Genomic DNA, 23,172 nt, shown 5'->3' with positions numbered 1-23,172 from the left:
CCGAATCTCGTTCCTTGCAAGGGCCGATCCCGGTCTTACTTCCAAACACCTGCTGCGGAACCATCCAATCGTCCCGCCCGCAGGCTATGGCTTACTCGGCACCGTCATGGCGCGAAATGGCAGGGGCAACAGGGCTCGAACCTGTGACCTGCGGTTTTGGAGACCGCCGCTCTACCAACTGAGCTATACCCCTATGTGAGCGCTGCTATTTCACAAAGCGCGGGAGAACTCAAGCCCGGTTCGGCGCGGACGGAAGCGGATCTTGGCGCACCATGTCATTGCGTGGAACGCGGGATTCAAACTCGAAGGCGCTGGCAGTGCATCCCCTCGATGCTTTCGAGATGACTAATCCTCCAGGTCGAGCACCGTGAAGACGCGGCAGTTGTCAGGCGCCGGGAACGTCCTGCAAATGCTGCTTTCGGTGACGCTCTCGGCAGTTCCCGTGCCAGTGACCAATCCCGCCGCCTGCAGCGGCCCCGTATCGAGGTTGTCCCCACGCGCGGACTTCATCCGGTCGAGAACGACGCGGTCGACGCCCATTTCCTTCAAATATGCGGCGAGCCGCCGTTCGACGGCCTTACCCATCTTCGGGTCCCTCAGCCGGACACGCAGAATCGCCATGTCGGGCACCAGGCGTTTCACGCCGCCCGCAAGCAGCAGCGTACATTCGGAGGCGCAATAACCTCCGCTCGATAGCGCCCGGCCAAAGAAGTCAGCGCCCTTTCCGTCATTGGCCTTGCAATCCTTTTCGTCAGGCCTGCAGCCGACGAACCAGGTCCTTCCGACGACGACCGGCAGCCCGGCGCGGCGGATCCGCCGGCCCATCTCCATCGCCGCCCCGACATCGCCACCGGCGGAGAAGAGGACGATCGGCAATTTACGGCCGCGGAGCGTCCTCAACGCGGCTTTCAGCAGCGCGGGCGTCTTGACGCCGATTGCGCCCTCAGCGGAGATCCATTCGGGACAGGTGGGCTCGCAGGCCGAATCGTTGGCGCGCACCACGACGAACTGCATCTGCTTGGGCTGTGGCGTCTCGGCCGTTTCAGCGCTCGATGCCGGAAAATAGAGTGCCACAGCGGCAAGTGCCGCGCGCCATGCACGGCGTTTACCCGAAAACCTCATCGACAAACAAAGGCCTGGAAGCGTCGCAGCGTCTAACCCTCGATATCCGATTCCGTCACGACGCGGCAATTGCCGGCGGCCGGCACGGCCTTGCAGACATTGGCCGCCGTCAGCAGTTCGGCGTCGTCCAGGCTGGTGATCAGCTTCATCTGCAGCATGGTGTATGGCACGATCTGGTGCAGCGTGGTCGCTGGGGTGCTCTTGATCGCCGCCAGCAGATTGTCCCCTATCCCCATTTCCTCCAGATAGGCTGCCAGCTTCTTCTCGAGCGACTTATTCATTTCATAGGTCTTGTAGCTGCCGGCGTTCTTGCGGCTGACCACCTTCTTCTCGATGACTCGCTTCTTGCCCTTCACCACCTTGTATTTGGTCCGGTAGAGGACCTTGGTGCGGAAGTAGGTCGTGGTGACCTGATGCACACCGAGATAGGCCCACTGGCCTACCACCCGCCGCACGCCACCCGCCAGCACCAGCGGGCAGGCAGAGGCACAATAGGCGCCGCCGGCAAAGGCATTGCCGTAGTAGGCTGCCGCTTTGCCCTCGTTCGGCTTGCAGTTCTTCGCGGCTGGATGACATCCGTCGAAACGCGTCAGCCCAACCGCGACGTCGAGCCTGTTCTGCCGGATGAGGCGGCCAAGCGTCAGCGCCGCGTCGACATCGCCGCCCGGCGAACTGACGACCACCGGCAGCCTCCGCCCGGCAAGCTGCTTCAGCAGCTTTTTGAATTGGCCCGGCGTTGCCGCGACGATCGCGCCTTCGGCGGAAATCCATTCCGGGCAGGTCGGCTCGCAGCCTGCCGCATTGCTGCGCACGACGGCAAACTGCATCGGAGTGTCTTCCGCGCCCTGCGCAACGGAAACGCCGGCTTGAACCGGGTACGACAACGCAAGAACCGCCAGCAGCACCGCAACCAGGCCCGCTGCGCGCCTCAGCCAATATCGGAACAAAAATCCCTCGGCCAACCCGAAACCCTCGATCGGACATTATCCTAATCGAGGCGCGGACGCGTGCAATAGGCTTGCGAATGTCGTTGTTCGTGACCCCTGGGAAGCTCGTCTCCAATCCCCCGCGATCTATCGAAGCCATGCGATCACGCCGCAAGGGCGGCAAGGACACCCGACCGGCCGGTACTGGCCCAAACAGAAACGGGCCCGTCGCCGGGCCCGTTGCGAAGAAGAATGATTGTTCTTCTTACTCAGTGATGCTGACGACGACGCCGGCGCCGACGGTGCGGCCGCCCTCGCGGATGGCGAAGCGCAGCTTCTCCTCCATGGCGATCGGCACGATCAGTTCGACGTCGACCGTCACGTTGTCGCCCGGCATCACCATCTCGGTGCCCTCGGCAAGCGACACGATGCCGGTCACGTCGGTGGTGCGGAAGTAGAACTGCGGACGGTAGTTGGTGAAGAACGGCGTGTGACGGCCACCCTCCTCCTTGGTCAGGATATAGGCTTCCGCCTTGAACTTCTTGTGCGGCTTCACCGAGCCCGGCTTGGCCAGAACCTGGCCGCGCTCGACGCCCTCGCGGTCGATGCCGCGCAACAGCGCGCCGATGTTGTCGCCCGCCTGGCCCTGGTCGAGCAGCTTGCGGAACATCTCGACGCCCGTGCAGGTCGTCTTCACGGTCGGACGGATGCCGACGATCTCAAGCTCTTCGCCGACCTTGACGATGCCGCGCTCGACGCGACCCGTCACCACCGTGCCGCGGCCCGAGATCGAGAACACGTCCTCGATCGGCATCAGGAACGGCTGGTCGATCGGACGCTCCGGCGTCGGGATGTAGTCGTCAACCGCCGCCATCAGCTTGCGGATCGCATCCTCGCCGATCTCCTTGTTCGAATCCTCGAGCGCGGCAAGCGCCGAGCCGGGGATGATCGGAATGTCGTCGCCCGGGAACTCGTTCTTCGACAGAAGCTCGCGCACCTCGAGCTCGACCAGCTCAAGCAGCTCGGCGTCGTCGACCTGGTCGACCTTGTTCAGAAACACCACGATCGACGGCACGCCGACCTGGCGGGCCAGAAGAATATGCTCGCGCGTCTGCGGCATCGGGCCGTCGGCCGCCGACACAACCAGGATGGCGCCGTCCATCTGCGCCGCACCGGTGATCATGTTCTTCACATAGTCGGCGTGGCCGGGGCAGTCGACATGGGCATAGTGGCGCTTGGGCGTCTCGTATTCGACGTGGGCGGTCGAAATGGTGATGCCGCGCGCCTTCTCTTCCGGCGCCGCGTCGATCTGGTCGTAGGCCTTGAACTCGCCGAAATATTTGGTGATCGCAGCCGTCAAAGACGTCTTGCCATGGTCGACATGGCCGATCGTACCAATGTTCACATGCGGCTTCGTCCGCTCAAATTTGCTCTTGGCCATTCTGCTCTTTCCTTGGCGTCAGCTTGCGAGGTCGGCTTTGATGGGGCCGATTAGCGACAACGCGGCCAAAAGACAAGGGGGAACGCCCTTGTCAAGGCCAGCCGCGCTTCGTTTCGGCGGGAGAAGTCCGTCAGGTAGGAAGTGACGCGCGAAGGATCAAGAACAGGCGGCCGCCAGGATGATCCTCGCCGACCGCTTTGCAGCTCGGAGAAAACTTCAGCCGACGACCACCGTCGTCTTGCCGGGCACGCGGTTGTAGAGGTCGATGACGTCCTGGTTGATCATGCGCACGCAACCAGACGACATGTTCTGGCCGATCGTCCACCATTCCGGTGAGCCATGGATTCGGTAGCCGGTATCCTGACCGTCCTTGAAGATATAGAGCGCGCGTGCGCCGAGCGGATTGTCTATGCCGCCCGGCTGGCCATTGGCCCATTTCACCAGTTCCGGCTTGCGGGCGATCATTTCCGCCGGCGGCTTCCAGGTCGGCCACTGCTTTTTGTACTGGATGTTGGCGCGCCCGGACCATTCAAAGCCAGCCTTGCCAATGCCGACACCGTAGCGCAGCGCGTCGCCGCCTGGCTGCACGAGATAGAGGAAATGGTTCTTCAGGTCGACGACGATGGTGCCGGGCGCCTCCCCGGTCGGGTCCTGCACGATCTGGCGGCGGAATTCGCGCGGGATCTTTTCGTAGGGAACCGCAGGCAGCACGAACGATCCCTCGGTGACCGAGGCATACATGACGGCGGGATTGGTGACGGCCGGGTCGACGCTGATCTTCGGCCGGATCGAGCCGGTGGATGTCATGTCGAGTCCTGCCCCTTCGAGCGAAGGGGAACAGGCGGCAAGCGTCGTCGAACCGGCGGCAAGAAGGATCGCGCGGCGGGTGAAGGTCGATACGTCCTGGCGATTGGTGTTACGCGACATGGCAAGCACTCGTTACTCGAACGGATCCATCATGTCGCAACATGGTTTAATTTCAGCTAAACAGCGGCGGCTTTGCGTAAACGCGACCGCGTGTGCCTGTCGGGTCAGCGACGCGGATCGGCCCAATTCAGGGCGCGGAGGACTTTGTGAAATACAATCGCGCGTGGCTGGAAACCGAATACAGGCGGAAGGCCAAGCTGCGTTTCCTGTTCTTCTGGGGTCGTCGACCGTCGAATGACGGAATGCTTTCGCCTTCCTGCTTCAGCCAATGGTGGCCGGCGCCGTTTTTGGTCGACGGGCGCAAATACCCCACCGCCGAACACTGGATGATGCGACAGAAGGCGTTGCTGTTCGACGACCTCGCATCGGCAGACCGAATCCTGGCTGCGTCCAGCCCGAAACAGGCGAAGGAACTCGGCCGCAAGGTTTTGGGCTTCAACAACGATCTCTGGAACAAGGAAAAATATCGCATCGTGCTGGCCGGCAGTATCGCCAAGTTCGGTCAGAATCCGTCATTGAAGGATTTTCTACTGAACACCGGCAACCGGATCCTGGTCGAGGCAAGTCCCGTCGACCGGATTTGGGGCATCGGTATGGCCGCGGACGATCCGGGCGTGGAGAACCCGCTGCTGTGGCGCGGCGAGAACCTGCTGGGTTTCGCGCTGATGGAGGCTCGCGACGAGCTTGGCGGCAAAACGTCTTAGAACAAGGTTGGAGCGGGTGAAGGGAATCGAACCCTCGTATTCAGCTTGGAAGGCTGCTGCTCTACCATTGAGCTACACCCGCGCCGCGCAGCATCCTTACAGCAAGATCCGGAGGTGGTGGAAGGGGTTGGATTCGAACCAACGTAGGCTGAGCCAACGGATTTACAGTCCGTCCCCTTTAACCACTCGGGCACCCTTCCTACCATCCGGAGCCTGCTTTCGAGGCTGCGTGCCGAACCGGAACAAATAGCCCGGAAACAGCGAAGCGCCTTATGGAGGGCCGGCCAAATCCTGTCAACCACGCCAACTTCGAAATCGACGGCAATTTCGGAGAGGCCCGCCTGTGAAATGCGCGGCATCCCGGTTATAGGCGGAGAATGACCGACGACAAGAAATCCGGCACGCCCAAGGACACCCATTACGCAAAGCTGAGGCGCGCGCATCGCGACCAGAAAGCGGGTGGCCCGCCGAAGCATCGCCCGCGCCCCGCCACCCCGGCCGGCGATGCGCCACCGGATGGGCTGGTGCGGCTCTATGGCCTCCACACGGTGCGCGCCGCGCTCGACAATCCGAAGCGAAAAATCCGGAAAATGCTGGTGACGCGCAACGCGCTGGAGCGGCTGGGCATAGCTGACCTCGCCGCCCTGCCCTTTCCGGCCGAACTGGTCGAGCCGCGCGACATCGACAAGGTGACCGGCTCGGAAGCCGTGCATCAGGGCGTCATGATCGACGCTCTGCCGCTGAAACCAAAACCGCTTTCGGCGCTGGGCGAGACCAGTCTCGTCGTCGTGCTCGACCAGGTGACAGATCCGCACAATGTCGGCGCCATTCTGCGCTCGGCCGTGGCCTTCGGCGCCGGCGCGCTGATCACCGCGGAGCGCCACAGCCCGACCGAATCGGGCGTGCTGGCCAAATCCGCTTCCGGCGCTCTGGAGCACATTGACCATATCGAGGTGCGCAATCTGGCCGAAGCGCTCGGCGAATTGCATGAGGCCGGGTTCCAGACGGTCGGGCTCGATTCGGGCGGGCCGGCCGAACTGGAAAAAACCTTTGCCGCCCCCCGCATCGCGCTGGTGCTGGGCGCCGAAGGCAAGGGTCTCAGGCAGAAGACGCGCGAGACGGTGACGGCGCTGGCCCGTCTCGACATGCCCGGCGCCATCCGTTCGCTCAACGTCTCCAACGCGGCTGCCGTGGCGCTTTATGCGGCGAGGAAGTTTTTGGCGGTACGTTGACAGGAGTGATACGGTCGACCGCCGTCGCAGGCTTGCCGACCGGCATATCACCCATAATTATCGGCCGAGGACGGATGTGGGCGCACCATCCCGCGCTGAACTGCGCGGAATAAACCGAAGAGTTCGCACATGCGACGGTTTCTCAAAATGCTGATTGTTGGCGGCTCCGCCCTGAGCGCCTTGGCCGGCTGCCAGAACCTCGCCGGCCAGCCCGGTTACGTCCCGACGAGCTGCGCATCGGTCGGCTCCTCCTGCTCTGTACACTGATGGTCCCGGGTCGGGGCTGATGTCCGCCCGACATACGCCGGGGGTCGGCCAGGCTCGTTCGGCACGCCCGGCCCTTCGGTTCAACGTGTCTGACGCGACGGCGATAGTGCTTTACGCAGCGGAGATTTCTCGCCGCTCGTTGAGCGCGGTTCACCGCCATTTGAGTTTGCAGACCGACACTCGCCTGCAACTATTGGCTTCAGATCTCCGGCGCCTATTTGGGATCACCATCCCGTGCTCGATGCGGGCTGACAAGGAAGTTGGATAGATGCGACGGTTTCTCGGAATTTTGCTTATCGCCGGCTCGGCCCTGTCCATGCTGGCCGGCTGTCAGAATCTCGCCGGCCAGCCCGGCGTCGCTCCGGCGAATTGCGGGTCGGTCGGGTCATCCTGCTCGCGGGATTGATCGTCTCGAGCTGTTTTCACTGGGCGGGTGTCATCCCACCTCGTGACCCGCCATGCGCTCCAGCGCGCGGACCAGTGCGGAATGATCCTCCTTTGCACCGCCATTGGCCGCGCAGGAATTGAACAGTTGCTGCGTCGTCGAGGTGTTGGGCAGCGAGACACCGAGCACTTTCGCGCCCTCCAGCGCGAGGTTCAAATCCTTCTGGTGCAATTCGATGCGGAAACCCGGTGCAAAGGTGCGCTTGACCATGCGCTCGCCATGCACTTCGAGGATTCTTGACGCGGCCAGCCCGCCCATCAGCGCCTGCCTGACCTTCGCCGGATCGGCGCCCGCCTTCGAGGCGAACACCAGCGCCTCAGCGACCGCCTCGATGGTGAGCGCGACCACGATCTGGTTGGCGACCTTCGTCGTCTGGCCGACGCCGTTGTCGCCGACCAGCGTGATGTTTTTGCCCATCTTTTCGAACACCGGTTTTGCCCGCTCGAACGCCGCGTCAGAACCGCCTACCATGATCGTCAGCGACGCCGCTTTGGCGCCGACCTCGCCGCCCGACACCGGCGCGTCGAGATAGTCGCAGCCGAGCGTTTTTATCTTTGCCGCGAACTCCTTGGTGGCAATCGGCGAAATCGAGCTCATGTCGATGACGAGCTTTCCCTTGGAAAGCCCTTCCACAACGCCGTTTTCACCGAACAGCACGTCGGCCACCTGTGGCGTGTCCGGCACCATGGTGATGACGATGTCGGCGGCCTGCGCCACCGCCGCATGGCCGGAGACGGTCTTCAGCCCCTTGGCGACAAGCTCCGCCGGCGCCGGTTTCCTGTGGTCGGACGTCACCACCTTGTAGCCGGCATCGAGCAGGTGTCCTGCCATCGGCGTGCCCATGATGCCCAGTCCGATGAAGCCGATCGTTTGCATGATGCTCTCCGGTTCTTCCCTCCCCCTTGAGGGCAGGGTGCCGAGCGTAGCGAGGCGGGTGGGGTCGCCGCGGCAGTGCTCGACGTTTTCCTGGCGTGGAGACTGGCCGCTATGACCCCACCGGCCGCTTCGCGGCCACCCTCCCCTGAACGGAGAGGGAAATTCGCTAGGCCGCGCTCTTCCTGCCGGCCAGCGCCTTGAACCAGCCCAGCCCGGTCTCGGTGCCGGCCTTCGGCTTGTATTCGGCGCCGACCCAGCCGGCATAGCCGATACGGTCCAGATGCTCGTAGAGGAACGGATAGTTGATCTCGCCCGTCCCCGGCTCGTGACGGCCGGGATTGTCCGCAAGCTGGATATGCGCGATGCGGCCGAGATTCTTCTCGATCGTCCGGGCGAGATCCCCCTCCATGACCTGCATGTGATAGATGTCGTATTGCAGATAGAGATTGTCCGAGCCGACCCGCTCGATGATTTTCAGCGCCTGGGCCGAGGTGTTCAGGAAGAAGCCGGGGATGTCCAGAACGTTGATCGGCTCGATCAGCAGCCTTATGCCGGCCTCCTCCAGGCGCGGCGCGGCGTATCGCAGGTTCTCGACCAGCACGTCTTCCAGCGCGGCACGCTCGGCGCCCGCCGGAGCGATGCCGGCCAGGCAGTTCACCTGCCCGCAGCCCGTCGCCCTGGCATAGGCGATGGCCGTGTCGACGCCGCGGCGGAATTCGTCGACGCGGTCCGGCAGACAGCCGATGCCGCGCTCGCCACCGGCCCAGTCGCCGGCCGGCAGGTTGAACAGCACCTGGGCCAGCCCGTTCCTCTTCAGCCGCGCCGCCACCGTTTCCGGCGCATGGTCGTAAGCGCCGACATATTCGACACCGGTGAAGCCGGCGCGGGCGGCGGCGTCAAAACGGTCGAGGAACTCGTGCTCGGTGAATAGCATCGACAGATTGGCCGAAAAACGCGGCATTTGAGCCTCCGGAATGGATGATGCGACGAGCGTGAACGTCGATAGATCGTTTATTTACAGCACCCTGCCCGTCAGTCGAGCAGCGCGATCGCCGTCGGGGCGTCCTCGTTGCGCTCGGCGAGTTGCTCGAACTCGACGATGGCGTCGATTTCCGTTCCCATCGAGATGTTGGTCACGCGCTCCAAAATAAACTCGACGACGACCGGCACCTGGTTTTCGGCGATCAGCCGCTTCGCCTCCTTAAAGGCGGCCGCGCAGTCTTCCGGCCGGCGCACGCGGATCGCCTTGCAGCCCATCGCCTCGGCGACGGCGACATGGTCGACGCCATAGCCGGGCTCCGCTCCTTCTCCGCGATTGACGTTCTCGAAGGCGAGGCTCACCTCGAAGTCCATCTGGAAACCGCGCTGTGCCTGGCGGATCAGGCCGAGATAAGCGTTGTTCACGACCACATGGATATAGGGCAGCTTGTGCTGCGCGCCGACCGCCAGTTCCTCGATCAGAAACTGAAAGTCGTAGTCGCCCGACAACGCCACGATCTCGGCATCCGGATTGGCGGCGCGCACACCGAGCGCTGCCGGAAGCGTCCAGCCGAGCGGTCCCGCCTGGCCGCAATTGATCCAGTTGCGCGGGTTGTAGACGTGCAAAAATTGCGCTCCGGCGATCTGTGAAAGCCCGATGGTCGAGACATAGGTGGTGTCGCGGCCGAAAGCCTTGTTCATCTCCTCGTAGACGCGCTGCGGCTTCAGCGGCACCTCGGTGAAATGCGTCTTGCGCTTCAGCGTCTTCTTGCGCTGCTGGCATTCCTTGGCCCAGCCCGACCAGTCGCGCAGTTTTCCCGCCGTCTTCCATTCGGTGGCAACGTCCAGCAGCATTTTTAGCGCCGCGCCGGCATCGGAGACGACACCGAGGTCGGGTGCGAAGACGCGGCCGATCTGCGTCGGCTCGATGTCGATATGCACGAATTTCCGGCCTTCCCGGTATTTGTCGACCGAGCCGGTGTGGCGATTGGCCCAGCGGTTGCCGACGCCCAGGACAAAATCCGAGGCGAGCATGGTTGCATTGCCGTAGCGGTGCGAGGTCTGTAGCCCGCACATGCCGGCCATCAGCCTGTGGTCATCGGGGATCGCGCCCCAGCCCATCAGCGTCGGGATGACCGGCACGCCGGTGATCTCGGCGAATTCGATAAGCAGGTCGGAGGCATCTGCATTGATGATGCCGCCGCCGGCGACGATCAGCGGCCTTTCGGCCGCATTCAGCAGCGCCAGGACCTTTTCAGCCTGCTTTCGCGTCATCGCCGGCTTGCCGACGTCAAGCGGCTCATAGGCGTCGATGTCGAATTCGATCTCGGCAAGCTGCACATCGATCGGCAGGTCGATCAGCACCGGTCCCGGACGCCCCGAACGCATCAGGTAGAACGCTTTCTGCAAGGCCATCGGCACCTGGTAGGGTTCCATGACGGTGACCGCCCATTTGGCGACGGGTGCGGCGATCGCCGTGATGTCGACCGCCTGGAAATCCTCCTTGGTCAGCCGGGCGCGCGGCGCCTGCCCGGTGATGCAGAGGATGGGAATGGAATCGGCGGAGGCCGAATAGAGGCCGGTGATCATGTCGGTGCCGGCCGGACCGGAGGTACCAATGCAAAGCCCGATGTTGCCGGCTTTTGCCCGCGTAAATCCTTCAGCCATGTGCGAGGCGGCCTCGACATGGCGCGCCAGGATGTGGCGCACCGTACCGCGCGCCCTGAGTGCCGAGTAAAACGGATTGATCGCCGCGCCCGGCACGCCGAAAGCGCAGGAAATGCCTTCCTTTTCGAGGACGAGAACAGCGGCGTCGACAGCGCGCATCTTCGGCATGGCCGGCCCTTTCCTTGTTCCGAATGCGTTTGAGATGGTGCGAGAATGCCAGAGCCACGCCCATTTTTCAATTTTTTCAGAATATTTTTTCATTTTATGAAATGCCTCTTTAGACATTGATCTAAAAAGGAAATCTGTTTTCCAGAGAATTGTGTTGCCGAAATCCAGAAAAGTTTTTTATTTTGATGTCATGCAGACACCCGAAAAGCGCCAGCGCGGCCGGCCGCGTGCCTTCAACGCCTCGCCCGAGGCCAACGCGGTGCAGTCGCTCGACCGCGGGCTGCGCATCCTGGCCATCGTCGCCGAGGCTGACGGACTGTCGCTGAGCGAGGTCGCAGAGCGCTCCGGCATCGCCGCGTCCACCGCCTACCGCATGCTGACCACGCTGGAGAGTCACGGCATGGTCGAGTTCGAGAAGAGCGAACAACTGTGGTCGATCGGCGTCGCCACCTACCGCATGGGCGCTGCCTTCCTGCGCCGCAGAAAGCTGGCCGACCGCGCCCGCATCGTCATGCAGGACCTGATGGAAAAGACCGGCGAAACTGCCAATCTCGGCCTGGCGGAGGATGATTGCGTGGTCTTCATCAGCCAGGTGGAGACGCATCAGGCGATCCGCGCCTTCTTCCGGCCGGGCACCCGCAGCCCGTTTCATGCCAGCGGCATCGGCAAGGCGGTGCTGGCGAATCTGCCGGCGGAACGCGTCACGCAGATCGTCCGTCGCACCGGTCTGGAAGCTTTTACCGGCAAGACGCTGGCCGACGCCCCTGCCCTGACCGGCGATCTCGCGGAAATCCGGCGGCGCGGCTGGTCGCTCGACGACGAGGAGCGTTTTCCCGGCATGCGCTGCGTTGCGTCGGCCATCTTCAACGAGTTCGGCGAGCCGATCGGAGGTATTTCCGTCTCCGGCCCCACCGCCCGCGTCACGCCGGAGCGAGTGGCCGAGTTCGGGCCGATGGTGCGCGCGGCGGCGGCCGAGATCACCGGGATGATCGGGGGGCGCGTATCGGCGATTTAGAGGCTCGGCGATCAGGAGTTCGGGCGGGCCACGTTACAAGGGCTTCCGCTCACGCCGGTGGCGGGGCGCCCTCATAGTGCGGCAAGCCGTCGTCGACGCTCACCCAGGGTTGCTTCGACGCGGTAAAAATGTGCATTTCCGGCTTGAACACCGACGGATCGTCAAGCGATCCGGTGGTGATCCCCATGATGCCGGCGGCATCGCGGCGGGAAAAGATCGTGGTGCCGCAGTTCGGGCAAAAGCCGCGCTTCAGGTCCGGCGAGGAATGCACGGTCGCCACCAAACCGTCGAAAATCACGTCGTCGATGCGAAACAGGATGCGCGCATTGAAGGCGGCGCCGATCGCCCTCTGGCAGAGCCGGCAATGGCAGACGCGCTGGTTGATCGGTTCGGCCTCCGCACGATAGCGCACCGCGCCGCACAGGCACCCGCCGCGATAGTTGGTCATCGATAAAGTCCCCCAAGAGGCTCTCAGTGCCGGCGCGCATGCACCAGATACGCGTCGATTGTGGTCTCGCCGAGCCATTTCGCCGCCTCCAGCCGGTGCAGCCCCTCGACCAACACATGCCGGTCACCATCCGCCCGGACCTGTATCGGTATCTTCATGCCGTTCTCCAGGATGTCCTCGGCCAGGATGCGCACGGTCTCGGGATGCAGTGTCTTGCGCCGCGCGGACGGGACATAGATGGAATCGATCGGGATTTTTTGAACTCTCAGCATGGCGGCTCCAGCGCGGGCAAACAGCTTACGGCCCGCTACGCGAAACGCCAAGGTTCTCGTCTTGGACCAGCAATCCGCCGCCGGTCGGATCGATGCCGAATACAACCATGTATAGAATTTTTACCCGTCAAGGTTGCAGTTAATTCGTGGAGTGCTCCCCGGGAATCACCTACGCCGCAGCGGTTGACCTCATGGAGCGGGACGATGGCAAGCTGCACGGACAGGAACGGCGACACCTGGGAGATCTACCAGTCGACCGACGGCTGGCGCTGGCGGCGCACGGCCTCGAACGGCCGCATCGTGGGATCGTCGACCCAGGGCTATTCCAACAGAAGCGACTGCGTCGCCAATGCGCAGCGCAACGGCATGACCTGCACGCCGCAATAGGCGGCGTGCAGGCTTCTTCTCGCGCGGCTGTTAGCCGGCTCAAGAGTGGATCACTGCGATTCCTTCACCACGTCGTCCCAGTTCTTCACCGCCGTCTCGCCGTCGAGGAAGGGCAGCACCGTCCCCGCCAGTTCGGGCGCGAAGAACATGTCGTAGTGGGTGCGGTTGGGGATAATCGCCAGCCGGTTCTGCGAAAGGTTTTCGCGCATCCAGCCGGCATCCTTCAAGCCACCGCCGAGCATCTGGTAGAATTTCACGATGTGCTCGGGCCGATACATGTCGCTGTCGCCGAACACCAGCATGACCGGCATCTTCAGCATCGCCACGTCGGGCGAATAGTCGTATTCGGTGCGCATCAGGTTGCCCATCTGGTCGAGCAGCTTTGGAAAATCCTCCGGCTTGGGCGCCACCGCCACATAGGACTTGTACATCGGCGTGTCCTTCATGAACTCCGCCATGGCCGCACCGACCTGCACCTGCTGGGCGCGCATTTCTGGATAAAAGCCGTCCTGTGCGTAGCCGGCCGAGACCAGCGCCAGCCGGCGCACCATTTCGGGATGCTGAACGGCGAGGCGGAAGCCGACGCCACCACCGAAGGAATAGCCGAGCACGTCGACCTTGTCGTAGCCCAGCGCCTTGACGACCGTCGCCATGTCGTCGCCGATGGCCTCCAGGCTGATCGGGCGCTCGCCGAGTGCGGTGCGGCCGTGGCCCTGCAGGTCGACGCCGATCACCGTGCGGTTTGCGGCCAGTTGCGGCAGGATCGGCGCAAACATGCCGGTCGTGCCCAGCCCGCCATGCAGGAGCAGCAGCGGCTCTCCGGTTCCGTGAATTTCATAATAGTAGTTGATCCCGCCGGCCTCGACATATCCGCTCTTCACGGAAGCGACTTCGGCCTTGGAGTTTGCGGCTTCCTGAGCCTGCGCGGCGGCTGGAACGGCCAGCGTCGTGGCGGCGGCAAAAAGCGTGATAAGGGCGGCTTTGAACATTTTTTGTCTCCCGTGGCTGGCCGGCAGATGCTCGACCCAAAACTGCTTCGATGCCACGAGGACGTTCGCGGGTGGCTGATCCCGACAGGCAGACATCCGGAAAATCATAGCAGGTCTGCAAGCTGTTGATCCTGCGAACAAAAAGCCGGCGCGACGCCTTTCGGCAATTCGCGCCGGCCAGCCGACCTTGGGAGGTACGGTCAACGTTAGATGTTCTTGGCGCTCATCTCCTGCGCGATGTAGTCGGCTTGGCGAATGGCAAGTGACACGATGGTCAGCGTCGGGTTCTCCGCCCCGCCGGTGGTGAACTGGCTGCCGTCGGAGACGAACAGGTTCTTGATGTCGTGCGCCTGGCCGAACTTGTTGACGACGCCTTCGCTCGGCTTGTCGCTCATCCGGTTGGTGCCGAGGTTGTGCGTCGACGGATAGGGCGGCGTCGGGAAAGTGCGGGTTGCGCCCACAGCGTCGTAGAGCGCCGCGCCCTGGCGGTAGGCGTGGTTGCGCATCGCCTCGTCGTTCGCGTGGTCGGTGAAGCTGACATGCGCCACCGGCATGCCGAAGGCGTCCTTGGCGGCGGGGTCGAGCGTCACCGCGTTGACGTCGCGCGGCATGTCCTCGCCGACGATCCACATGCCGGCCATGTGGTCGTAGTGGTCGAGCGCCGTGGTGAAGGACCGGCCCCAGGCGCCGGGATCGAGGAAGGCCGCCATGAACGGCACGCCCAGCGCCAGCGTCTCCAATTCGTAGCCGCCTGCGAAACCGCGCGACGTGTCGTGTTTCGCCTCGTCGCGGATGATGCCGGCCATGGTGGTGCCGCGGTAGAAATGCACGGGTTTGTCGAAGATCGCGTAGACCGAGCCGGTGGTGTGGCGCATGTAGTTCTTGCCCACCTGGCCGGACGAGTTCGCAAGGCCGTTTGGGAACATACTGGAAGCCGAGTTCAGCAGCAGGCGCGGGCTCTCGATCGAATTGCCGGCGACCGCGACGATGCGCGCCTTCTGGGTGCTGAGTTTGCCGTCCTTGTCGGCATAGGTCACGCCGGTCACCTTGCCGGAGGCGTCGTGTTCGATCTTGACCGCCTGGGCGTTCGGCCGCACCTCGAGCTTGCCGGTGGCCTCGCCCTTCGGGATCTCGGAGTAGAGCGTCGACCACTTTGCGCCCCACTTGCAGCCCTGGAAGCAGAAGCCCGTCTGCTGGCAGAAGTTGCGGCCGTCGCGCTCGGCCGAATTGATGGCCATGTTGCCGGTGTGGCAGTCCTTGTAGCCGAGCTTGTCGGCGCCGGCCTTCATGATCTTGAAGTTGTTGTTGCCTGGAAGACCCTCGATGCCGTTGGTGCGGGTCACGCCCATCCTGTCCTCGGCCTTGGCGTAATAAGGCTCGAGATCGGCGAGCGAGATCGGCCAGTCGAGCAGGCTCGCGCCCTCGATCTTCCCGTAGTGGGTCAGCGTCTTGAACTCGTGCTCCTGGAAGCGCAGCGATGCGCCGGCCCAGTGGGTCGTGGAACCGCCCACCGCCTTGACGATCCAGGCCGGCAGGTTCGGAAAATCCTTCGCCACCCGCCAGGTGCCGCCGGTGGTGCGCATATCCTTCCAGGCAAGCTGGCCGAAGGAGTCCCATTCGTCGTTGACGAACGCATCATATTCGACGCGCGGTCCCGCTTCGAGGATGACGGTATCGATGCCCTTCTGGGCAAGCTCGCTGCCGAGCGTGCCGCCGCCGGCGCCCGAGCCGATGATGACGACAACGCTGTCGTCGTTGAGATCATAAGGTGCAGCCATGGTTTCCTCCCAAAGGCTCTGATTTCATTCGCTTGGATGGTGCCGCCTGTGCGGCGGCCGGCCGAACGCCGTCAGAGCCATTCGATGTCGTCGAAGCCGCGCGCGATGTATCCGCCCTTGGAGTAGGATTCGCCCTCGTAGCCGAAGATCGGCCAGACCTCCTTCTGATTGTAGAGACCGACAACCAGCCCGCCGCGGATCGCCTGGAAGAACGGCGTCTCCTCGATCTGGCGTAGCACCTTGACGCGCTCCTCCTCCCAGCCGAGGCCGCGATAGCCACCGGCGCCCGAACGCTGGTCGAGGTCGGCGACGCCCTTTTCGATGAGATCCTTGTGCGCGGCGTCCTTGGCCGCCGCCTCGTCATGGCTCTTGACGGCGATGGCGTAATATTTGTCCGGCACCTGGTCGTGCGGATACACGTCGCGCGCCATCTGGATCAGGGTCGCCATGGTTTCCGGCTTCAGCGCCGTCGTTTCCAGGCCCCAGGCATCTTGCTGGCTTATCACCGCCGTGCCGCTGATGACGAGCAGGGCGCCGACACCGGCGGCTCCTCCCCGCTTCAGCAGGTCGCGGCGCGAAATGCCGGGCCGCCTGTCATAGATCGTGACCATTATTACCTCCCTTGCTTGCTGTCGGCGCCCGTGGCGCCCTTGCTGGCTGGCGGGCGTCCCTCCCGTGTCCCGCTATCGAAACCGTCCGTGCCGCTGCAGCACCTCGATCTTGTAGCCGTCCGGATCCTCGACGAAGAAGAACCGCGCCAGCAGCGTGCCATCGCGGTTGAACTCGACGATCTTGCGCGGCGCAAAGCCGGCAGCCTCGAAGCGAGCATGTTCGACATCGAGATCGTCGACCGAGAAGGCGATGTGGCCGTAGCCGTCGCCCAGCGCATAGGGCTCGGTCCTGCCCTTGTTGATCGTCAGTTCGACCTCGAAATCGGCCTCGGCGTTGCGCAGGTAGATCAGCGTGAAGGTCTCGAAGTCGAGGCGGTCGGCGATGCCGAGCCCGAACGCCTGCTCGTAGAAAGCGACCGAGCGCGCTTCGTCGAGCACCCGGATCATGCTGTGTATCGCCTTGGCCAAATCGGTCTCCTTGCAACGCATTCTCAGGGCCCGATTATGAGCCGGCGCGGCCGGCCGTGGTGGCAGCCGGTTACCACGATTGTGAACGGCTTTCGCTCCGGCGGACGAAAGTCCGATTGCGGCGGACGCCGTTTGCGCGGAATATGTTCTGGGAAGAGAAGCTCTGCCGATCGGCTCCGTCTTCAGCCGATCTGGCCAAGACCAAGGACGAGGAGGAGATCATGTGCAGGGTATTCGCCGGACAGGACCCCGAGGGCTACAAGCAGATCAACCGCTCCATCCGCATCGCCGGCCATTCCACCAGCATCCAGCTCGAATCGACTTTCTGGGAACTGCTTGACGAGATCGCGGCTAACCAGAGCCTGACGACGCCGAAATTCATCTCGAAACTCTATGACGAAGCGCTCGAGATCAACGGCCAGATTCCGAATTTCGCGTCGATGCTGCGCACCACCTGCGCGCTTTATCTCAAGGGAAGGCGTCCGACCCAGGCCGATTTAGCCGAACTGCACGGAAAAGCCGCCTGATTCGTCTCGATGTGGTAGCCGGCTGCTACCCACGGCCGCCGCTCTGATCTGATTCTCCTTCCCAAAAGCAAGGGAGGAAGTCATGATCCATAGCATCTCGACCGCCTTGGTACTCCTGCTTGGCGGAACCGTATTTGCGGCGGCGCAGGAGGCCGCCCCGGCGCCCAACAATCTCGATCGCCTGAGCAAGTTCCAGACGACTGGCGTCACCGATTTCACTGTCATCGACCAGGGCGGCTCGAAGGCCGAGGCGCTGAAGCGCAACCTGGAAAAGATCAAGCTGCCGGATGGCTTCTCGATCAGCCTCTACGCAATCGTGCCGGACGCCCGGCACATGGCCGTCGGCCCGCAGGGGATCGTCACCTTCGTCGGCACGCGCAAGACCAAGGTCTGGGCGGTGACGGATCGCGACAAGGACCGGGTTGCCGACGAGGTCAAGGATTTCGCGCCGTCGCTCGCCAAGGCGCTTCCCAACGGGCCGTGCTTCTCGCCCGACGGCGTGCTGTATATCGTCGAGCAGAACCGTGTGCTTTCCTATCCCGCGGCCGAATTCTTCTACGAGAGCCCTGACGTCGCGGCCTTCAACGTGGTGAAGGAAGGCGAACTCGTGCCCGACGACGATGTGAGCTACAACCACACGGCGCGCGTCTGCCGCGTCGGCCCGGACGGCAAGCTCTATATCTCCCTCGGCCAGCCCTTCAACGTGGCGCCGAAGGAGAAGCTGGACCTGTTCCGCCAGCATGGCATCGGCGGCATCATCCGCATCGGCCAGGACGGAACGGGGCGCGAGGTCTACACTTATGGGGTCCGCAACTCGGTCGGCCAGGACTTCAATCCGAAGAATGGTGAACTCTGGTTCACCGACAACCAGGTGGATGGAATGGGCGACGACACGCCCCCCGGCGAACTGAACCGGCAGACCGCCGCCGGCCAGCATTTCGGCCATCCCTGGTATGGCGGCGGCAAGGTGCGCACCAACGAGTACAAGGGCGAGGAACCGCCGCCAGACATCGTCATGCCGGCGGTCGAGATGGACGCCCACGCCGCCGATCTCGGCATGATCTTCTATACCGGCACGCAGTTTCCGGCAAAATATCGGGGCGGCATCTTTTCCGCCCAGCATGGGTCCTGGAACCGCACCACGCCGATCGGCGCCCGCGTGATGTTCACTGCCGTCAACGAGGACGGCAGCGTCGGGTCGACCGAGGTGTTCGCAGAAGGCTGGCTCGACGAGAACGGCGAATATCTCGGACGGCCGGTCGACGTTGCGCAGTTGAGGGACGGATCGATCCTCGTCTCCGACGACCTCGCCGGTGCGCTCTACCGCATCTCCTACGCGAACTGACGCACCCAGAGAAGCGGCGGATGCCTGACGGCATCCGCCGCTATGCCGTCGATGAAGCGACTGAACTGCGTTCCGGAGAGTGCCCGTTGTCACATCAGAATTTTTCGCCGCTCACGCGATCGCTGCCCTTGTCGGCGGTCGGTCTGCTCTTCGTCCTGGCGACCCCCTCGTCTGCGCAGGACATGGCTGCCGGCAGGACGCTCGCCGGCCAGCGGTGCCAGACCTGCCACGGGCTCGACGGCATTGCCAAGATGCCGATCGCGCCGCACCTGGCGGGCGAGAGCGCGATGTACCTACAGACGCAGTTGAAGGCGTTCCGCTCGGGCGCGCGCCAGCACGAGATGATGACCATCGTCGCCAAGGATCTGTCCGACAAGCAGGTCGCCGATCTTGCCGCCTGGTACGAGGCAATCACGATAACGGCCACGATGCCGGAACAGTAAGCCTCAGCCGATCGCCGTCGCCACGTCCAGCGCGACGATCGCGGCGGTCCGGAAAAGTTCCTGGCGCTCCGACAGCGCGGTCTCCTCGCCGGTGAGCAGGCTGTCGACGATGGTGCAGATAGATACGGCGCGAAACCCCAGGGCAGACGAAAGCGCAAACAGGTTAGCCGTCTCCATATCGACGGCGGTGATGCCCTTTTCGCGGGGCAGGTCGAAACGTGTCTCCGGTTCCGGATGATAAAAGATGTCGCTGGAGACCATCGGGCCGGCGTGGAACGGGATCGCGGCCGTGCGCGCCGCCTCCACGGCCAGCCGCGCCAGCTCGGGGTCCGGGCGGCCGATCGCGTCGCCGGCGGCCACGTCGAAATCCATGACCGCTCTTTCGGCGATGAAAATGTCGCGCAGCGGCGTCGATGCCGTCAGCGCGCCGCAGGAGCCGACACGGATGATGGTGCGCACGCCGTAGGATGCGACCAGTTCGTGGATGTAGATGGCAAACGACGGCCGACCCATGCCGGTCGTCTGCACGCTGACGCGTTTTCCCTTGTAGAAACCGGTAAAGCCGATCGCGCCCCGCACGTTGTTCACGCGGCGGCAATCGTCGAGAAACGTCTCCGCGATCCATTTGGCGCGCAGCGGATCGCCGGGAACCAGGACGGTTTCCGCATAGTCGCCCGGCGAAGCTTCGTTGTGCGGCGTCATTGGTCCCCCGACCATCTCCGCGATGTCCCCGATGCGATCCTGTAGAAACCCTTACTCGCTTTCCAGCACTTCCTTTACGACGGTTGCAAGCTGCTTCAGCGAAAATGGCTTCGGCAGGAAGCCGAATTTCGCTTCAGCCGGCAGATTTTTGGCGAACGCGTCCTCGGCATAACCCGACACGAAGATGAATTTTATATCCGGATCGAGCTTGCGCAACTCGCCGAGCAGCGTAGGCCCGTCCATCTCCGGCATGACCACATCGGACACCACGATGTCGATCTTGCCCTCGAGTTCACGGTAGACTTCCAGCGCCTCGACGCCGGAAGAGGCTTCATGCACCGTGTAGCCGCGCGAGGTCAGCGCCCGCATGCCGCCCATACGCACCGCGTCCTCGTCCTCGACCAGCAGCACGGTTGCGGAGCCGGAGAGGTCGCGCGTGGCGTCCGCCTGCTTTGGCGAAGGTTTGGCCGCGCCGTTCGTGGCCGGAGCCTCGGCCGTCGGTTGCTGGTCGATATCCAGCGGCGCGGTTTGCTGACCGGCCGCCGGTGCCGACACCACGCGGATTTCGGGAACGTAGCGCGGCAAGAAGATGCGGAACACCGTCCCCTTGCCCACTTCGGAGTCGCAGAAGATGAAACCGCCGGTCTGCTTGATGATGCCATAGACCATGGACAGGCCGAGGCCGGTGCCCTTGCCGACCTCCTTGGTGGTGAAGAACGGCTCGAAGATCTTCTTCAGAACGTCGGCCGCGATACCCGTTCCGGTATCCTCGATCTCGACCAAGACAAAATCGCCATTGTCGAGTTCGCGGTGCTGGGCGGCGAAGGCGCGCGATTCGTCCGTGTCGACATTGCGGGTGCGCACTGTCAGCGTGCCTCCGGACGGCATGGCATCGCGCGCGTTGACAGCGAGGTTGACGACGACCTGCTCGAACTGGCTGATGTCGACCTTCACCGGCCACAGGTCGCGACCGTGGTCGATCTTCAGCTTTACGCCGTTGCCGATCAGCCGCGCGAGCAGCATACGCAGATCCGCCAGCACGTCGGTGAGGTTCAGCACCTCGGGGCGCAGCGTCTGCTTGCGCGAGAACGCCAGGAGCTGCCGCACCAGCGAGGCGGCGCGGTTGGCATTCTGCTTGATGTTCATGATGTCCGGGAAGGACGGGTCGGACGGCCGATGGTTGGTAAGCAGCAGATCCGAGGCCATGATGATGGCGGTCAGCACATTGTTGAAATCGTGCGCGATGCCGCCGGCGAGCTGGCCCACCGCCTGCATCTTCTGGCTCTGGGCCATCTGGCCCTCCAGCGCCTTCTGCTCCGTCGTCTCCACAGCGTAGACGATTGCCGCTTCCTCAGCGTCCTCGCTGCCCGTCCCGTCGGCGACGGCGTTTACATAAAGCCGGACATGCCGTTCCTCATTGTCAGGCAGCACAGTGTCGATCGGGTCGATGTCGGCCTGCCGGCGGCGCGCCTTCTCCAGCGCGAGCGCGAAGGCGGCTCGGTCGCGCTGGTGGATCATCGAATCGAAGCGCACATGCCGGTCGATCGCGTCGCGGTCGACCATGGTGGAAAACAACGAGAAGAAAGGCGCATTGGTGCGTACGATCCGGCCCTGCTGGTCGACGCCGGCGATCGCCATCGGCGTCGAGTTGAAGAAGCGGGTGAAGCGGTTCTCGGAAGCCCTGAGATCGCTTGACGAATCTTCTCCATGCGCACGGTTGAGAACGATGGTGCGCGTCGCCCCGCTGGAGCCGTCGCGATTGGCCGTCACCCGGTGCAGGAAACGCACCGGCAGCGCCTGCCCCGTAGCCATGGCGAGATCGAGATCGATCACGGCGTTGCGTGTGGTGCCCGGATCGGCCTTGACGGAGCGGATCAATGCCATGCCGTCGCCGGCGACGATGCCTCCGAGCGTCATCGTGCCGGGCGTGAAGCTGGTCAGGTCGATGCTCAGCCACTCGGCCAGCGTCGAATTGACATAGGTGATGCGGTTCTCGGCATCGGCGGCAAAGAATCCAGCGGGTGCATGGTCGAGATGGTCGATCGCCTGCTGCAGGTCGAGGAAGAAGCGCTCCTGTTCGGCGCGCTCGCGCGAAATGTCGGCAAGCTGCCAGGCAAACAGCGGCTGCCGCTCGCCGGGCACCTTGAAGGTGCGTGCCTGCGCACGATACCAGCGTGGCCCGCCATCGGCGCCGGGCCGGATCGGCCGGGCCATTCGGAACTCGCCAGCTCCCGCCTGCCCGTCCCGCAATCCAGACGCCAGCCGATAGATCGTGTCGGCCGCCTCCGGAATGTCCGACAGCAGCGATTCGACGGTTCTGAGGTCCGAGGCGCTGCTGGCGCCGGTCATGTCGGCATAGGCGCGGTTGGCATAGATCACCCGCGCCTTGCTGTCGGTAACGATCAGCCCCTGCGCCATCGAATCGATGAAGGATTTCGACAGTTCGTCGGTGGTCGAGCGCGAGGCGATCTGCACGAAGCCGATGGCCGCCGCGAACAGGAAGCCGACGCCGGTCATGGCAAGAACGCCAAGCATGCCGAGCAGGAACGGATCGCCGAGCCGCTCTCGGAAGATGCCAAAAACGATGGCAGCGCCGGTCAGAACGACGATGAAGATGATCAGCCGGGTGATGGCGCCGGGCCGCGTGCCCTGATCGACGATCGGTACGGGATAGAAATCCCCGCGCGTGTCCTTCGCCATCAGAGCGCGATCCCCGCCATTTTCCTGTGTCCGCCCCTTTTTCGAATCCGCTTGGATGGCCTCACCAGACGAGAAACAGAATGACCGGGAATCAGCCCATCTCGTTCTTGATCAAATCTTCTTTAGCCTGAAAAGCACCTAGGCAAAAAGCTCCAGAAAGCCGCTTTTCGGCCAGAATCGCCATCCCCCGCGACGCCGCGGCTCACCCGACAAACTAGTCCGAAACCATCGTCCCAGAAAGGTTCCATCCGTGCCTGGTTTGCTCTAGTGTCGCGCCGCGGTTGGGCGATGATGCGGGAATCGAAATGCTGGACTGGTTGGACGAGGTTGCAGGTCCAGGATATTCGCAGGCCGTGCTGTGGACCTTGCTCGCCCTGCTGCTGCTCGTCGTCCTGCTGGTCGTCATAAAACTCGTCCGCAGCATGACCTTCGGCACGTTCGTGGCGGGCGGCCGCAACCGCAAGACGCGGCTGGCGGTCATGGACGCCACCGCTGTAGACAGCCACAGGCGGCTGATCCTGGTGCGTCGCGACGATATCGAACACCTGCTCCTGATCGGCGGCCCGACCGACCTGGTGGTCGAGCGCGACATCCGAATCGGCCAACAGCGTCGGCCGGCGCCGGCCGCCGAACCGGTGCGCGAGCCGCAGGTTGCGCAACCTGTCCCCGCGCAGCCCGCGCCGCCGCCGCCAGCGCCCGTTCGGCGTGCGCCGGAGCCGCCGCGCCCTTCCTC

General features: G+C 63.6%; 22 protein-coding genes, 3 tRNA genes and 1 pseudogene. 8 read left to right on the top strand and 18 right to left on the bottom strand.

What is annotated here, in order from left to right; translation table 11 throughout:
- Positions 1–117: 117 nt before the first annotated feature.
- The 5 genes from RB623_RS26635 to RB623_RS26615 form a co-directional block, all read right to left on the bottom strand.
- A tRNA-Trp gene (locus RB623_RS26635) sits at positions 118–193 on the bottom strand.
- Positions 194–345: 152 nt separating this feature from the next.
- Complete coding sequence (locus RB623_RS26630) at positions 346–1,074, bottom strand: hypothetical protein (RefSeq protein WP_308060146.1); 729 nt, start codon at positions 1,072–1,074, stop codon at positions 346–348.
- A gap of 80 nt (positions 1,075–1,154) precedes the next feature.
- A complete protein-coding gene (locus tag RB623_RS26625) occupies positions 1,155–1,949 on the bottom strand; it encodes a hypothetical protein (protein WP_308060145.1) in 795 nt (264 codons plus the stop codon).
- 364 nt (positions 1,950–2,313) lie between these two features.
- A complete protein-coding gene (gene tuf, locus RB623_RS26620) occupies positions 2,314–3,489 on the bottom strand; it encodes an elongation factor Tu (RefSeq protein ID WP_308060144.1) in 1,176 nt (391 codons plus the stop codon).
- A gap of 216 nt (positions 3,490–3,705) precedes the next feature.
- Positions 3,706–4,416, bottom strand: coding sequence for a L,D-transpeptidase (locus RB623_RS26615; RefSeq protein WP_308060143.1), 711 nt, complete (start codon positions 4,414–4,416; stop codon positions 3,706–3,708).
- 146 nt (positions 4,417–4,562) lie between these two features.
- On the opposite strand from RB623_RS26615, the gene RB623_RS26610 reads away from it, so the two are divergent.
- A complete protein-coding gene (locus RB623_RS26610; RefSeq protein ID WP_308060142.1) occupies positions 4,563–5,120 on the top strand; it encodes an NADAR family protein in 558 nt (185 codons plus the stop codon).
- Between the two features lie 8 nt (positions 5,121–5,128).
- Here the strand turns inward: RB623_RS26610 and RB623_RS26605 are convergent.
- Both RB623_RS26605 and RB623_RS26600 read right to left on the bottom strand, forming a co-directional pair.
- Positions 5,129–5,202, bottom strand: a tRNA-Gly gene (locus RB623_RS26605).
- 33 nt (positions 5,203–5,235) lie between these two features.
- Positions 5,236–5,320 (bottom strand) — tRNA-Tyr (locus tag RB623_RS26600).
- A 177-nt stretch (positions 5,321–5,497) separates the two neighbouring features.
- Between RB623_RS26600 and RB623_RS26595 the strand changes: the two genes are divergently transcribed.
- Positions 5,498–6,352: an RNA methyltransferase gene (locus tag RB623_RS26595; RefSeq protein ID WP_308060141.1), complete on the top strand. Its 855-nt coding sequence runs from the start codon at positions 5,498–5,500 to the stop codon at positions 6,350–6,352.
- 703 nt (positions 6,353–7,055) lie between these two features.
- Here RB623_RS26595 and RB623_RS26590 read toward each other — a convergent pair.
- From RB623_RS26590 to gcl, 3 genes are all read right to left on the bottom strand, one after another.
- Positions 7,056–7,940 (bottom strand): 2-hydroxy-3-oxopropionate reductase, encoded by an 885-nt coding sequence (locus tag RB623_RS26590; RefSeq protein ID WP_308060140.1) that lies wholly within the window; start codon positions 7,938–7,940, stop codon positions 7,056–7,058.
- A gap of 166 nt (positions 7,941–8,106) precedes the next feature.
- The gene (hyi, locus tag RB623_RS26585) at positions 8,107–8,901 is read right to left on the bottom strand and encodes a hydroxypyruvate isomerase (protein WP_308060139.1); all 795 of its coding nucleotides are present in this window, start codon (positions 8,899–8,901) and stop codon (positions 8,107–8,109) included.
- 71 nt (positions 8,902–8,972) lie between these two features.
- On the bottom strand, positions 8,973–10,754 hold the full coding sequence (gcl, locus tag RB623_RS26580) for a glyoxylate carboligase (protein ID WP_308060138.1): 1,782 nt from the start codon (positions 10,752–10,754) through the stop codon (positions 8,973–8,975).
- A gap of 190 nt (positions 10,755–10,944) precedes the next feature.
- Between gcl and bhcR the strand changes: the two genes are divergently transcribed.
- Positions 10,945–11,769 carry an HTH-type transcriptional regulator BhcR gene (bhcR, locus tag RB623_RS26575; RefSeq protein WP_308060137.1) on the top strand — a complete coding sequence of 275 codons (825 nt, stop codon included), beginning with the start codon at positions 10,945–10,947 and terminating at the stop codon, positions 11,767–11,769.
- A 49-nt stretch (positions 11,770–11,818) separates the two neighbouring features.
- Here bhcR and RB623_RS26570 read toward each other — a convergent pair whose 3' ends face one another.
- Both RB623_RS26570 and RB623_RS26565 read right to left on the bottom strand, forming a co-directional pair.
- Positions 11,819–12,217, bottom strand: coding sequence for a GFA family protein (locus RB623_RS26570; RefSeq protein ID WP_308060136.1), 399 nt, complete (start codon positions 12,215–12,217; stop codon positions 11,819–11,821).
- 23 nt (positions 12,218–12,240) lie between these two features.
- Entirely contained in the window at positions 12,241–12,489 is a 249-nt protein-coding gene (locus RB623_RS26565; RefSeq protein WP_308060135.1) for a ParB N-terminal domain-containing protein, read from the bottom strand.
- 204 nt (positions 12,490–12,693) lie between these two features.
- On the opposite strand from RB623_RS26565, the gene RB623_RS26560 reads away from it, so the two are divergent.
- Positions 12,694–12,876, top strand: coding sequence for a DUF1508 domain-containing protein (locus RB623_RS26560; protein WP_308060134.1), 183 nt, complete (start codon positions 12,694–12,696; stop codon positions 12,874–12,876).
- Between the two features lie 50 nt (positions 12,877–12,926).
- Here the strand turns inward: RB623_RS26560 and RB623_RS26555 are convergent, their stop codons facing one another.
- From RB623_RS26555 to RB623_RS26540, 4 genes are all read right to left on the bottom strand, one after another.
- Positions 12,927–13,865 carry an alpha/beta hydrolase gene (locus RB623_RS26555; protein WP_308060133.1) on the bottom strand — a complete coding sequence of 313 codons (939 nt, stop codon included), beginning with the start codon at positions 13,863–13,865 and terminating at the stop codon, positions 12,927–12,929.
- 206 nt (positions 13,866–14,071) lie between these two features.
- Positions 14,072–15,643 (bottom strand): GMC family oxidoreductase, encoded by a 1,572-nt coding sequence (locus RB623_RS26550; RefSeq protein ID WP_308060132.1) that lies wholly within the window; start codon positions 15,641–15,643, stop codon positions 14,072–14,074.
- 71 nt (positions 15,644–15,714) lie between these two features.
- Complete coding sequence (locus tag RB623_RS26545; RefSeq protein ID WP_308060131.1) at positions 15,715–16,254, bottom strand: twin-arginine translocation signal domain-containing protein; 540 nt, start codon at positions 16,252–16,254, stop codon at positions 15,715–15,717.
- 72 nt (positions 16,255–16,326) lie between these two features.
- A complete protein-coding gene (locus tag RB623_RS26540) occupies positions 16,327–16,722 on the bottom strand; it encodes a VOC family protein (RefSeq protein ID WP_308060130.1) in 396 nt (131 codons plus the stop codon).
- A 221-nt stretch (positions 16,723–16,943) separates the two neighbouring features.
- Between RB623_RS26540 and RB623_RS26535 the strand changes: the two genes are divergently transcribed.
- From RB623_RS26535 to RB623_RS26525, 3 genes are all read left to right on the top strand, one after another.
- The gene (locus RB623_RS26535) at positions 16,944–17,249 is read left to right on the top strand and encodes a ribbon-helix-helix domain-containing protein (RefSeq protein WP_308060129.1); all 306 of its coding nucleotides are present in this window, start codon (positions 16,944–16,946) and stop codon (positions 17,247–17,249) included.
- 82 nt (positions 17,250–17,331) lie between these two features.
- Positions 17,332–18,594 (top strand): PQQ-dependent sugar dehydrogenase, encoded by a 1,263-nt coding sequence (locus tag RB623_RS26530; protein WP_308060128.1) that lies wholly within the window; start codon positions 17,332–17,334, stop codon positions 18,592–18,594.
- Positions 18,595–18,614: 20 nt separating this feature from the next.
- A complete protein-coding gene (locus RB623_RS26525; RefSeq protein WP_308060127.1) occupies positions 18,615–19,037 on the top strand; it encodes a cytochrome c in 423 nt (140 codons plus the stop codon).
- 3 nt (positions 19,038–19,040) lie between these two features.
- Here RB623_RS26525 and deoD read toward each other — a convergent pair whose 3' ends face one another.
- Both deoD and cckA read right to left on the bottom strand, forming a co-directional pair.
- Positions 19,041–19,739: a purine-nucleoside phosphorylase gene (gene deoD, locus RB623_RS26520; RefSeq protein WP_308060126.1), complete on the bottom strand. Its 699-nt coding sequence runs from the start codon at positions 19,737–19,739 to the stop codon at positions 19,041–19,043.
- A gap of 51 nt (positions 19,740–19,790) precedes the next feature.
- Entirely contained in the window at positions 19,791–22,439 is a 2,649-nt protein-coding gene (gene cckA, locus RB623_RS26515) for a cell cycle histidine kinase CckA (RefSeq protein WP_308060125.1), read from the bottom strand.
- Between the two features lie 305 nt (positions 22,440–22,744).
- On the opposite strand from cckA, the pseudogene RB623_RS26510 reads away from it, so the two are divergent.
- Positions 22,745–23,172: pseudogene (locus RB623_RS26510) on the top strand (flagellar biosynthetic protein FliO); the annotation flags it as partial.

This window comes from Mesorhizobium sp. LHD-90 (genome assembly GCF_030929505.1).
In the GTDB taxonomy this organism is placed as follows: Bacteria; Pseudomonadota; Alphaproteobacteria; order Rhizobiales; family Rhizobiaceae; genus Kumtagia.
This window is presented reverse-complemented; position numbering and strand designations above follow the sequence as displayed.